Annotated in this window: 11 protein-coding genes; 6 read left to right on the top strand and 5 right to left on the bottom strand. The window is 67.9% G+C overall.

What is annotated here, in order from left to right:
- Positions 1 to 3: 3 nt before the first annotated feature.
- Positions 4 to 1,230, bottom strand: coding sequence for an MFS transporter (locus VKT83_02020; GenBank protein HLY21219.1), 1,227 nt, complete (start codon positions 1,228 to 1,230; stop codon positions 4 to 6).
- Between the two features lie 129 nt (positions 1,231 to 1,359).
- Here VKT83_02020 and VKT83_02025 point away from each other — a divergent pair, with 129 nt between their 5' ends.
- Together VKT83_02025 and VKT83_02030 are read left to right on the top strand one after the other, a co-directional pair.
- Entirely contained in the window at positions 1,360 to 2,622 is a 1,263-nt protein-coding gene (locus VKT83_02025) for a hypothetical protein (GenBank protein ID HLY21220.1), read from the top strand.
- A gap of 22 nt (positions 2,623 to 2,644) precedes the next feature.
- Positions 2,645 to 3,358: a hypothetical protein gene (locus tag VKT83_02030; protein HLY21221.1), complete on the top strand. Its 714-nt coding sequence runs from the start codon at positions 2,645 to 2,647 to the stop codon at positions 3,356 to 3,358.
- Positions 3,359 to 3,371: 13 nt separating this feature from the next.
- Here the strand turns inward: VKT83_02030 and VKT83_02035 are convergent, their stop codons facing one another.
- Complete coding sequence (locus tag VKT83_02035; protein HLY21222.1) at positions 3,372 to 5,099, bottom strand: beta-L-arabinofuranosidase domain-containing protein; 1,728 nt, start codon at positions 5,097 to 5,099, stop codon at positions 3,372 to 3,374.
- Between the two features lie 92 nt (positions 5,100 to 5,191).
- Between VKT83_02035 and VKT83_02040 the strand changes: the two genes are divergently transcribed.
- On the top strand, positions 5,192 to 6,940 hold the full coding sequence (locus tag VKT83_02040; GenBank protein HLY21223.1) for an AsmA family protein: 1,749 nt from the start codon (positions 5,192 to 5,194) through the stop codon (positions 6,938 to 6,940).
- A gap of 3 nt (positions 6,941 to 6,943) precedes the next feature.
- On the opposite strand, the gene VKT83_02045 is transcribed toward VKT83_02040, so the two are convergent.
- Both VKT83_02045 and sixA read right to left on the bottom strand, forming a co-directional pair.
- On the bottom strand, positions 6,944 to 8,143 hold the full coding sequence (locus tag VKT83_02045) for a hypothetical protein (GenBank protein ID HLY21224.1): 1,200 nt from the start codon (positions 8,141 to 8,143) through the stop codon (positions 6,944 to 6,946).
- A 632-nt stretch (positions 8,144 to 8,775) separates the two neighbouring features.
- A complete protein-coding gene (gene sixA, locus VKT83_02050; GenBank protein ID HLY21225.1) occupies positions 8,776 to 9,222 on the bottom strand; it encodes a phosphohistidine phosphatase SixA in 447 nt (148 codons plus the stop codon).
- 444 nt (positions 9,223 to 9,666) lie between these two features.
- Here sixA and VKT83_02055 point away from each other — a divergent pair, with 444 nt between their 5' ends.
- On the top strand, positions 9,667 to 10,269 hold the full coding sequence (locus VKT83_02055; protein ID HLY21226.1) for a hypothetical protein: 603 nt from the start codon (positions 9,667 to 9,669) through the stop codon (positions 10,267 to 10,269).
- A 60-nt stretch (positions 10,270 to 10,329) separates the two neighbouring features.
- Here the strand turns inward: VKT83_02055 and VKT83_02060 are convergent, their stop codons facing one another.
- The gene (locus VKT83_02060) at positions 10,330 to 10,773 is read right to left on the bottom strand and encodes a hypothetical protein (GenBank protein ID HLY21227.1); all 444 of its coding nucleotides are present in this window, start codon (positions 10,771 to 10,773) and stop codon (positions 10,330 to 10,332) included.
- A 163-nt stretch (positions 10,774 to 10,936) separates the two neighbouring features.
- On the opposite strand from VKT83_02060, the gene VKT83_02065 reads away from it, so the two are divergent.
- Together VKT83_02065 and VKT83_02070 are read left to right on the top strand one after the other, a co-directional pair.
- A complete protein-coding gene (locus VKT83_02065; protein HLY21228.1) occupies positions 10,937 to 11,290 on the top strand; it encodes a hypothetical protein in 354 nt (117 codons plus the stop codon).
- A gap of 415 nt (positions 11,291 to 11,705) precedes the next feature.
- A complete protein-coding gene (locus VKT83_02070) occupies positions 11,706 to 12,164 on the top strand; it encodes a DcrB-related protein (protein ID HLY21229.1) in 459 nt (152 codons plus the stop codon).
- The last annotated feature ends 212 nt before the right edge of the window (positions 12,165 to 12,376 follow it).

The following is a 12,376-nucleotide window of genomic DNA, read 5'->3' on the forward strand; positions in this document are numbered from 1 at the left end:
GCGTCAGGCGTCCCGCGGACGGCCCATCTCGTCCGCGAAGCGGGTCATGATGCCGGCGGCGCCGAGGAAAATCACCGCGCCGGCGTAGAACGCCGGCTCCAGGCGCTGCGCGGTGCTGACCGCGCCGAAGATCAGCGGGCTCACGATCGTCGACACGCGCTGCACGCTCTGCCGGATCCCGAGCGCCACGCCCCAAAACTCCGCGGTCACGCATTCCACGAGGAGGCTCATGGTGAGGGGCTGCGTGAAGCCCACGCTCGAGCCCATGAGAATGGAGACGCCGATGAGCGCCCAGAAGGTGTGCGTCAGCGGCGCGAGCACAAACCCGGCGGCCGCGACGAGCATCGAGATCAGCAGCGCCCGGCCGCTGCCGAGGATCGCCACGCCGGCCGAGAGCAGCGAGCGGACGGCCATGGTCGCGGTGCTGACCGCCGCCACGAGGATCCCGATCAGCGGCGCCGCCATGCCGATCTGATGCAGGTAGAGAGGATAGAACGTGTTCTGCAGCTGCTGCGCGCAGACCATCATCCCCGAGACGAACAGCACCGCGCCGACGCCCCGCTCGCGGAGAATCGTCCCGACGAGGCGGTGCGCCGCCGCCAGCGGCACGGCATGCCGCGTCGGCGCCGGCACCCCGCGCAGCCCGGCCACGGCCACCAGGCACGGCAGCATCAGGATCCACAGCCCGGAGAAGGCGCCCCGATAGCCGAATCGCGCCGCGATGAACCCGCCGGCGATGGGCCCCACCACGGCGCCCGCGGAGTTCCAGAGCGAGTAGTATCCGTAGTTGCGGATCCGGGTGTCGTCCGTACTCGCCGCGGCGACGATGGCCTGGGCCGCGACGGCAAATCCGATGTTGGCGATCGTCATCAGCCCGTACCCGACCCCCGCGGCCGGAATGCCGCGCAGGGTGGCGAGGATGATGCCGCCGGCGCCGAACAGCACCACCGAGGCGCCGTAGACGCCGACCGGTCCCCGCTCGTCGACCAGCGCGCCGGCGTGGATGGAAACGGCGAGCGGCACGATTCCGGCGAGTCCGACGACCGTGCCCACGACGCCCGTGGACGCGCCCTGCGAGACGAGGTAGAGGGGGAAGAACGGGATCGCGACGTACCAGGCGCCGTTCGAGAGAAACTGGAGCGTGTTGTTGAGCCGGAGGGCAGTCCGGGGATCGCCGACGGTCCCGCCGCCGTGCGGGCCCCTCGTGGAAGATTCCTGTGCAATCCCCATCGCGTTCTCCGTGGCCTTTCTCTGAGACCGCGGCGGGACCCTGCGATTGTCTTCCCGGGGCCGCAAATGGGCATGACGTACAAGGACGGATGCCCAGAAGGTCCCGGAAGGGAGCGGCGAAGAGCCCCGATGGAGTTCGACTCTTTCGAGTATAAGTTCTCCGCCGACGGCGCCGGCCGGGCCCGGCGCATCGCGTCGATGCTGGCCGAGCAAGGGTACCACAGCCTGCAGCGGGATGCGCTCGACCTCCTGCGGCGGTATCTTCCGAACGCGACTCCCGAGGGCCACGCCGACGAACCCCCGGCGGGCGCCCGGACCGTCGACGTGCTCGTCCCGGCGACCGATCGCACGGCGCGCATTCTGGTGTGCGAACGGCCCGGCGCCGACAGCGGAATCACGGTCACGGTGGTCGCCGTCGGCCGGACGCCGGAGGAGGCGAACCGCGGCCGCACCGCGGCAAAACTCGCGCTCGACTCGAAAGGCAGCGGCGACACCAGTCTGGCCGGACATCTCGCCGCCGACAACGGCCGCGTCCGTCAGCCCCGGTTCCGCGAGGAGTGGGCGCGTGCCCTCGGTCTCGTGCAGGCGGGCTCGCAGGAGCCGGCCGGATCTCCGCCGCGGCCGCTCGCATCGTCGCAGGCGCTGTTCGCCCTGCAGGGCGCGCAGACGATCCTCGGCCGCCCGTCGCTGCTGCGGTCCAAGCTTGGCACTAACGGCGTGCGCGCGTTCGATCCCTCACAGCTGGAGGGACTCTCGACCGAAGGCCTGATCGACCGCAGCTTCGTGCTGATGTGCCGCGAGAGCGGCCAGATCGTCGGGGTCGGCAAGGACGCGGCGGAGGTGCAGGCGGCAATGCAGTTGTCGCTCCGCTGCCCGCACTGCCGCCGGCCGCTCAGCGAAGAGACCCAGGACGTGCTGTACAGTCTGAGCCCGCAGGGCGAAGAGTTCATCAAGAGCACGCGGTGGATACGGGACGCGGTGGAATCCTCGCTGCGCCGGCGGAACTGCGACGCCGTCGTCTTGTCCGACGCGCCGAACAGCCGCGTCGACGGCGCCGCCTACTTCAGAGACGCGGTGCTGCTGTTCCGCCTTCGGGAGAACGCGCCGGGCGACGAGGACCTTCGCACGCTGCAGCAGGCAGGGGCGGACTTCGAGAAAGTCGCGCCCGGCGTGCCCGTGCGCAGCGTCATCGTGACGGCGCAGCCGGCGCCGGCCGCGGAGTCGTCGACCGGCGGCCGCGCGCCCTACCTGTTCCTCAACGCGTCCCAACTTGAAGACAGCATGGACCGTCTGCTCGAAGACCTGAAGCGGGACGCCTTCACCCGTCTGACCGGCACGACCTTCGAGTTCATGCGGCCCGATCCGACCACCCTGCTCTCGCGTCCGGGCTGAGCATGTGTGAGGGGGAGACGCGATGAGTGGACTCTTTGATTCGCTTGGCTTCAGCGTGGCATTCGCGGGAGTCGTCATCACGCTGGCCGGCCTGTTCTTGACGCCGATGCGCGGCGTGGTCCTGCGCGCGATGCGCGCCCCTCTCGACGGGCGCGGGCAGCAGCCGGCGGACGTGCCCGACACGCAGGCGGAACCGGCGGCCGCGGCGCCGGCCGGGCCGGTCTCTCGGCGGGCACCCGCGCCGACGGCGCACGGCGCCGCCGGTCCGCGCGGCATCGACTATCGTGAGCACGAGGCGTTGTTCGCCCGCACGCTGCTCACGGCCCAGAAGACCGCGGAGGATCTCGTCCGGAACGCGCAGGCCGAGGCGCAGGACATCATCGCACGCGCCGAGGCCGCCGCCGCCGAGAACGTCCGCGTCAGCCGGAAGAACGCGTCGGAGATTACACAGAAGGCTCAGGGGGACGCCGACGTCATCGTCGCCAGCGCCAAGCAGAAGGCCACCGCGTGGCTCGCGCTGCTGCAGGCCGAAGCCGACAAGCTGGCCGTCGACGCGCATCACGCGTTCCAGGGCGCGCAGCGCGCCGTCGAACAGAACGTCGCGACGCTGGCCGCGCGGTTCGAGCGCCGCATGGCGGAGTGGGACGCCGATCCATGGGAGCAGCAGCGGGCTCCCGCGGGTCGCGACGGCGCCGCCGGATCGGCGGCGGAGCCTCAGGCGGCCCGGATCGCGTAGGCTTCGACCCCGTTCAGTACAGCGGAGCCGCGTCCAGGTCGAAGTACACCCAGTAGGGCCAGAACGCCGGAAACGTATAGAAGGGCTGCAGGAAGCGCGTATGACGCTCCGGCGCCGTGTCCAGAATTCGAAAGCGCGCCGGCCCCACCTGAACGAGCCGGTCCGCCGGGTCGGCACCGCCCTCCAGGACGAACGGCCGCCGGCAGCACGCTTCGTCCTGGGCCAACACGATCGGCCCCCAGAGGATCGCGGCGCGGTTCGGATGCCGACGGTCGACCGGCGAGGTCCGCAGCCGAAGCGGGATCGTCACCGTTACCCGGTCTCCCGGGCTCCACTCGCGGTCGATCCGCGCCCAGGTGCCGGGCTCGGCGTCCACTGCGACCGCCGACCCGTTGACGCCGGCCCGAACGCCGGTTGACCAGCGCGGTACCCTGAAGGCCAGCGTCATCCGGACCGGACACTCCATCTCAAACGCGAGGGTCGTCGTCCCGGCCTCCGGATACTCCGTCTCCTGGCGAACCGTCACCCGCTCTCCGCCGTGCTGCCACGTCACCTCCGACGGGACGAAGAGATTGACGAACAGGCCGGACGGATTCTTGAAATAGATGACGTTGTGATAGTCGGCGACCGTCTGCAAGTACGTCCCGGAACAGCACGGCCACTCGTGCCAGTAGTACTGTTTGATTCCGCTCGAGAGACGGTAGTCGCCGTAGTAGAAAGTTCGCCCGTCCGGCTCCGTGGGGAGCGCGGCGCCGATCCCGTTGTAGAGCAGCGTCTCGATCCAATCGCCGAAGCGCGCCTCGCCGGTGAATTCGATCAGGTAGCGCGACAACTTGAACGCCGCCCACGACCCGCACGGGATCTCGGCGTGGCCCGCGTACAATTCGAGCGACCGTCCGAGCGCCCCGTCCGGGGGCATCAACCGCTCGTCCGGTCCATAGCCGCCCGTCGCGTAGCATTGGGTCCGCTGAAGAAAATCGTACGCGTTCGCGCAGACGGCCAGGTACCGGCGGTCGCCGGTGACGGCATAGGCCATCGCGGCGCTGCTGAACGAGTTGACGTGGCTGTACGCGTGCACGGGCACCACCTCAACGAGATCCGCGGTCTCCGCAAACCGGCTCCAGTAGTCCTCGTACAACCAGACGCCGGCGAACGCCTTGAACTCGGGGTTGCCGCCGAGCAGGTACGCCCGGTAGAGATTCTCGGGCAGCGTATACCACTCGATGGTGTGTGTCGGTCCGCCGCCTTGAAAATCGAAGTTGCCGGCGGACGGCCGCGACCGGTCGAACGTCCGCACGGCCCACGCCATCGTCTGCTCGAGCACCGGCAGCGCCTCGCGGCAACCGGCGTATGCCGCCAGGTCCACCAGCCCGCAGACCAATTTCTCCCAGTCGTACAATCGCATGCCGGCGTCCCCGCCCGGCCCGATTGTCCGCCTCCACCCGTCGAACAGCGCGAGCGCTTTGCTCCGGAGCGCGATGTCGCCGGTGGCACGGCTCATCCGGGCCATGCCGCTCAGGAGCTGGCCGAAGATGCAGGCGCTGGTCTCGACGCACCATCCCCGCATGCCCACGCCGGGCGCGGGCAGCCCGGCCCGCTGCCGGAAGCCCTTCAGGATATCGTCGTCCGGCACGGAAAAGTAGACGTCCCGAGCCCGCGCCGTCTGCGCCTCGAACCGGCCCGGCAGCAGGCGGACGCCATCGTAATTGAACCGGTCGAGCATCGTTTTGGCCTGTGCCATGTTGAGTCTTCTTTTCAGCCTCCGCCGCCCACCGCCTCCTCTGAAGGGCATCCCCGCCGAACGCCCGAACTGCTGATGTCGTGAGCACGACCATGACGGTTTCCCCGCGGCGCCCGCGGTGGTGGCTCATCGGCGGGATCGCCCTTGTCTGCGTGGTGGCAGCAACCGCCGCGGCGCCGTTTCTCGTTCCGGTGGATCGTTACCGTTCGCTCCTCGAAGAGTCCATTCGGTCGGCCACCGGCCGCGACGTTCGCATCGCAACCCTGCGTCTTCAGATCTGGCCGCGCCCCCACGTGCGCGCCGCGGACGTCCGGCTGATGAACCCCGCCGGGTTTCCGGACGGCCCCGCGGTCGAAGCGCAGACCATCAACCTCGGCGTCGATCTGCGCGCGCTGCTCGACCGCCGTCTCGCGATCAAGTGGGTGGCTCTCGACCGCGTGCGCGTCAACTTTCTCACCAACACGGCCGGGCGTTCGAATTTCGACCTGCCAGCGCAGGATCGCGGCCGTCCGCCGATCGGGGGCGGCGTCCTGACCCTCGCGCCGATCGGCGCCGTCGCCATCAAGAACGTCGACCTCTCGGTGGGCTCGTACGATCCGGGGCGCCGGCAGACGACGGCGTCGTTTGCGATCGCCGGACTCACCGCCGCGAGCCGCTCCGTACAGGCCACCGCGCCCGACCTGCTGCAGCGGATCGCCGCGACCGTCGATCTCAGAGGGGCGCGCCTTACCGTCCCTTCGCTCCGCGTCCCGGTGGAGGTAAGCTCCGGGACGCTGACGCTCGCGAACGGCGGGGTGAAGGCGGCGTTTACCGCGTCGCTCGATACGACGAAGGTGAAGGCCACGGCACAGGTTCCGCGGATCTATGCGCCCGTGATATCGTTTGCGCTCACGGGGACCGAACTCGACGTCAACCGCCTGCGGCGCCTGCTGAGCGCATCCGCGGCGCAGGGCCCGCTCGGACCCCCCGGTCCTCACCGCCTGGTCGCCGCCGGGACCGTGGACGTCGACAAGGTCGCGTTCGCGCCGTTCGCCGCGTCCGGCGTCCGCGCCCGCCTGGGCGTCTATACCGACGCGATTCGCGTGGACGCCTACTCCCTCACCGCGTACGGCGGCACGATCACGGGGACGGCGGCGGCCAAGACCGCCGTGGCCGGTGCGCACGCCGCGTTCACCGTGCACGCGCGCGGGGTCGACGTCGGCGGACTGCTGCGCGGGGTGGGCGCGGCCGCGAGCGTGACCGGCGCCTTGGACGCGGACGGGGCGCTCCGAACGACGCTGGCCGGCGATCCGCGCGCGGCGCTCGCCGGAACCGGCACGTTCGCGATCCGCAACGGAACGTTTCCGGGGCTGGACGTCAAGAGCGGCCTTGCGCAGCTCGCACGGCTGCTGCAGGCGAACGTGCCCGCCGGACAGACTCGGTTTAGCTACTTCGGAGGCGACGCGCGAATCGCGCGGGAGCACGTGTACAGCAGCGCGCTGCGGCTCGACGGGGAGAACCTGCAGGCGACGGGACACGGCAATGTCGGCTTCGACGGCAGCCTGGACTACGCGGGAACCGGCGTGATGGCGATGGCTGCCGCGGGTTCGCCGTCTCCCGGACCGATTCCATCGGCAGCGACGCTGCTCGGTCGGTATGTCCCGGGCGCGGCGGGCGCCCGCGCCACAAGCATCCCGTTCAAGTTGACCGGCGCGCTCTCAACCCCGCACTTCGCGCTCGGCGGCGCGCCGCGGTTTGTCGGCGGCACCGCGGCATCGCCACCGCCGCAATCCGCCGCACCCAGCTCACCCCAGCCGCCGGGCCTACCCGGCTTTCTGCAGAACCTGCCGAAGATTCCCTAGCGGTTACTGGCCTCCGGTTTCCGGACGGTCGGGTTCGGGAACGTGCGACGGCGAAGGCGCGGCGGGCCCGACCGGGCTGCCGGCCGTCGCCAAGACGTCGATCGCGACGACGGTGGCAAATGCGGGCGACTGCTTGTCAAGCTCGATTTCGAACCACACGCCCAGGTCGTCGTACCGGAGAGTTTCCCTATGCGATTTGGCGTCGACATTGACGGCAGCCGGTACCCCGAGCGCTGCGCGAATTTCAGCTTCGGTGCTCCCGGCGTGGAGTCCCGCGGCCGTCGTATAACTCGCGTCGTTCATGATGGACAGACGATCCACTCGATTCCCGCCCGAGACCTGCACCCCGAATCCCTGGCGCTTCGAGGCGTCGAGCCACCAGCGCGTAACGCTCCCGTCGCTCGAACGCACGGTGTCCGTGGAGGTACCGAAGAGTCCTGTGACGTCGGCAAGCTTCATTCCCAATCGCACGGCGCCGATGCTCTGGCCGGGCACGATTACCGCCGGACTACCCGGCGCGGGCTGAGCTGGAGCGGCCGGAGCCGGCGGTGCCGGCCGAGTCTGGACCGGCGGCGCGGGTTGCGCCGGGGGCGCGGGCCGAGCTGGAGCGGCCGGAGCCGGGGATGCGGGCTGAGTCTGGACCGGCGCCGCGGGCGCGGGCTGAGTCTGCGCCGGCGGTGAGGACGGCGCGACGACCTGCAGGGTCCCCGCCGCGACAATGATGATTGAGTATACCTTGCCGTCCAGCGTCGCATCCTCGGCGCCGGAAGGGACGTAGAAAAGAATACCCGGATAGCGGAGGACTTGCAGGCGCCCGAGTGTCAAGGTGGGCAGCGCCGCCGTGTCGGGCGACGCGCCCATGACCCCCAGGACTTTGTCGGCCGCGTCCCCGTCCCGCAGACCCTGTGCGGTCGCATACCGGGGATCGCGGTTGATCCCAATATTGACGGCTTTCCCGTCCCGGAACCACACTCCAAACCGTCCGGCACCCGCCGTTTTCCAAGCGAGAGTCGTGGCGCGCGTGATCGGATCCGAGGCGGTGCTGGCTTCATGTCCCAGCGCCGCCCGCACCTGCTCGACCGTCATCCCGAGTTGGACCCGTCCGATTCCCTGGCCGGGCGTGATCAGGAAGGACGCCGGTACCGCCGGAGCTTGCCCCATGACAAGCGCGGGGACCGACAGCACGAGCGCGAATGCCGTCACGATCCTCATGACCCGATTTGTTACGTGTGACATAACCACGATGTTCCCGCTTTCGGCCGGGACGGACCGGCCTGATCTGCCTACCGATTAGATTCTAATCGCCCCAACGCCGCCTGAGAAGGGTGATGACCTCCTGGCAAACGGGACATCCCCCAGGATGCGATTCCTTCATGGCGTCCTCCATTTGCGCGGGTCCACGACCATCCGCCGGGCATCAGATAGTGTCATCCTACCCGCGCACACCGCACGATGATAAGCGTCCTCCAATCGATCCTTCCGCTTCGCTTCCGGCCACGGTTGGGGCCAGAGATTGCGCCGATCCCGTGGGGCGCCGCCAAGTTCGAGGGGCACCAGGTGGTCCTCTTCATAGTCTGCCGGTGTCCCAGGCAGGTGGCGTTCGGCTATCTGCTGCCGCTTCAGCGCATCAGTGAACGTGCGCGGCGGCCGCACGGCCGCCGCCCAGCCTCGGACGCAAATCGTCTGAGCGATGTTCGACTGCGTAACCTCGGGGTTGAGCGCGCCCGGCGGGGGAGCATAGTTGGGCGCGACAGATGTCGCCACGCCGAGGAGCAGCGTCGGAATCCACTGCGCGAAGGTGACGACCCTCATTTACGTCCCGCATCCACGACAGGTCACACGATCTCGGGCGTGAGGGCCCACCGAACCGACCAGCCGTCGTGTTCTCGCCGTTCGAGACAAATGAGCCCGGCGTTCTGGACCATGATCGGATCGCTGCCGTCATGCCCGCAGAGCAGCAAGGCCGCCAGGCCCGCCAAGTGTGGAAGATGGCCGACAACCAGCACATCGTCGGTCTCCAGGGCCAGCCGCTCCCGCCAGATTTCCGGCGAGGCCTGAGGATCAAGACCCTCTTCCTCCGTGATCAGGGCGGCCGGGAGATGTTCGCGCCATATCTCGGCCGTTTGCCGGGCGCGTAACTTCCCGCTGTGAACGATCCTCGCGACGCGCACGCCCGCGCGCTCGACGGCGTACTGGACGACCCTGTTGGTGGCAGCCCGCCCCTTCTCCGTGAGGGGCCGGGTGGGATCGTGTTCTTCCCTCATAGCCTCCCCGTGCTGCATCAGCTAGAGCTTCATCGAGGTCCTCCCACGCGGCGGCGGTGTCGGCGGCCCGTCGTTGCGATGGACGGGGCGGAGCCAGGCGAGCCGCCCATCAGCGTATTCCCGGTGGGGGTGGCTGATCCCGGCCAGCCCTCCGCAGCTCACGGGCAAGTCGGCCGGCATCACGGTCGCAACGCTGGGCGCCCTCGGTCTAGTCTGCTGCGGTTCCGGCTTGAGTGACCATGTCCCGATCATCGTAGACGTCGCACTCTTCAACGCGCTCGGCGCCGCAGGGACCCGGAAACTCAACAAGAAGACGATCTAGAGTACTGCCCGAGGGGGAGTGTCTGAACCGGCGCCCCAAGGGTGCCCCAAGGAGGGGGGCGGGCGCTTCGGCACGTGCGGGCCGCTGATCGTGATGAACTCACCGACGCGGGACAAGGTATTGCGAACGGGGAGGGGCAAATGGGAGACACGCCGGACCTGCCCGCCATCATCACCTCGGCCACTGCGCAACGGCATCTGCGGCCTCGCACCGACCTCCGCGTGCCGGGCTGGACGTTCTGGGAGTTGCGCAATTTCAACATGCACCGCGTGGTCGGACTCGTGACCGAGCACCGGCAGTTCGCCGAGGCGCACGATCTCGGCGCGGAAATCCGGACGGTCGTCTCCCGCTACTTCAAGTGCGCATGGTGGCGCGGGATGGCGTACGGCGTCGTGGCAGACGTTCCGGCAATTTCCTTGACTCTCGACGACCTGAAGGTGCTGGTCGACCTGTACGCCAACGCGAAGGGCACGCTGCAATGGGTCATTCTCGTGAGCGACGACGCTCGCGTGGCTCTTGGCGTGCACACTTGGCTGGAATCATACCTGAGTCCCGTCTACCGTGGCGTCCTGCAGGCGTTGTCTGATGTAGGGTATCAGATCGCCAGCGCCCGGCGGGAGAAGGACGGTCTCTGGAAATTCCTTACCGGGGTAGCCGATACGGAAGCCGCCATAGGCAGTTTCGGGACAAAACGTGCCGCCTTTCCAGAGTTCCGGAACCCCGCTGTCGACGAGAAACAGTAGAGTTCGTCGCTAGCGACGCATGCCGACCTGGGATCGTCCTCCGGCGGGCCGATCCTCTCGCTAAGTCTGGGCGATGCGATATATTGCCCACCCAACCGCAACCGAGATCAGGAGCAGTGCCCAACCGGCCGCGAGGAACGAAAACACACCCGTCCAGACCGTGAGCCACACGTATGACCATGGGCTCGCCATCTGGAGACCTCTCGACACGAAGAACGCGAACGGCGGGATGAAGAAGAACAGTGCCAGCAGCGACGTTCCTGCCCCAACTAAGCCAGCGTGTACCGATGTTGGGGTGCGTCTGCCATCGATCAGCCGCCGACCGGTGATTGCACCGGCCAAGCCATGGGCCAGCCCCGCCGTGATTGTGAGGGCGGGCGTTAGACCATTCATCCGCGCCGCGGGCACCCAGGCGAGATGCGTCACAGCCATCGTGGCACTGCCAAAGGCGAGAGCCGCTGCTGTTCGGGGATTCGTTCTGACGTAGAAACGCAGTCGTTCCATGGCACGCCTTTCGTCTGGCGAGGGCTCGATTCCCTACGTCACGATGTCCATCGGGCGCGCCGATACCATGAACCGGACGCCCGGGCTGTGAACCGGTTCATAGCCCACTGCGGCGGCCTGCCCTACGCTAGGAGCGTGAGACACACGGCGGGAGGCGGGCGCGATGTGGCCGGAACTGTTTGCGCAGGGGTCCGAACTGGGACTGTTCGTGGCCGGAAGCATCGTGGCTGGTTTGGCCGCGATTGTTTGGTTTGCGATGCGTGCTGCACGGCCGCAGGGGCCCGATCCGGCGGCCAATCTACAGCGCGACGAGCAGGGTGATTTCACGTCTGGGGAAACGGCGCGGCTCATCCAGATTCTCGCCGATCAGCAGGCCGTCGCCGAACAATCGGTGCAAGGATTATCACTTGCTCGGCGGGCGAAGCACCATCCAATCACGCCGCTCTACCGTACTGGACCAACCGGTGGAACTCAGCGCGGGTCAGTGACTTCCCGGCTTTCCGCAGGCCCTCGATGATGTCGTCCAAGGGATTACCCCACACGGTCAACGCCCCGCGGTTCGCCATCCATGCCTCTCCGGGCACTCCGGATGCCCGGCAGTGAATTGTTCGAGTTGTGGCCTCGCGCGGCCTTCCTGCCGAACGAACACCGGCGGCACAGAGGTGACCAATCTCACCAGCCGAAGGTACGAGTCGCTTCCTTGCCTGTCCCGAACAAAGATGACGCGGTGGACAACCCAACCCGGCGTGACCGGGCGAGACCATCAAACATTTAGGCGAGCGGGAACTCCAGCCAATCGAGGGGGTACCTAGTTGGCGATTTCTTTAGGATCACGCAACCCGCACGTGCGACGAAGCCGGATCACGACCTGTGCCTTAATAGCCCTTATCTGCACCACGTCCATCGGCCCCGCGTGGGCGACAGCCCCGTTGGTGCAGTCGATCGCCGACCCAAATGGCCGTTTCACCATAACTTTCCCCGCCGATTGGCAGGTGGCCACGAAGGCCGAGGGGATGGTCGCCGTGTTGGGGGTTGGTCCGATCGAGCCCGGGACGCGGGCTTCGGTCAACGTGGTGGTAGAGTCGTTGCCGACTCCCATATCTCCCGCAGTCTATGCCGATCGTGCGGAACGGTTCGTGAAAGTTACATTTCATCACTACACCATGATTCAGCAGGGCGAGGCCGTCATCGCGGGACGCCCTGCTTACTATCGCTACTTCACGTGGGAGCCGAATGTTGGACCGGCAGTGTACCAGATACAGGTGTTTTTCACGCTCGGGCAAACTGGCTTCGTGGTCACGGGTAGCACCGCAAATGACTCCGACCGCATTCGCACCGATGTCCCTGTCCTCGTCCAGATCATCAACACATTCCGCGTGACGGCTTCGTAAAAGGCGAGTCGGTGCGCCGCGGCCACTGTCCAACCCGGCCGCAACCCGCCGGCCGCAGGATCCCAGGGGCATCAAGACGACCGCCGGCTCACCGTGCCAAGCCGGTTTTTGCGGGCGGCTCCCTGCGCCCCAGGTTGCATGCACCGTCAAGCGCGGAACAAGAACCCCGCCAGCAGCCGGTACACCTCCGCGAGATAGATGTCCGAGTGGTG

The sequence above is a fragment of the bacterium genome, assembly GCA_035308905.1.
Lineage (GTDB): Bacteria > Sysuimicrobiota > Sysuimicrobiia > Sysuimicrobiales > Segetimicrobiaceae > DASSJF01.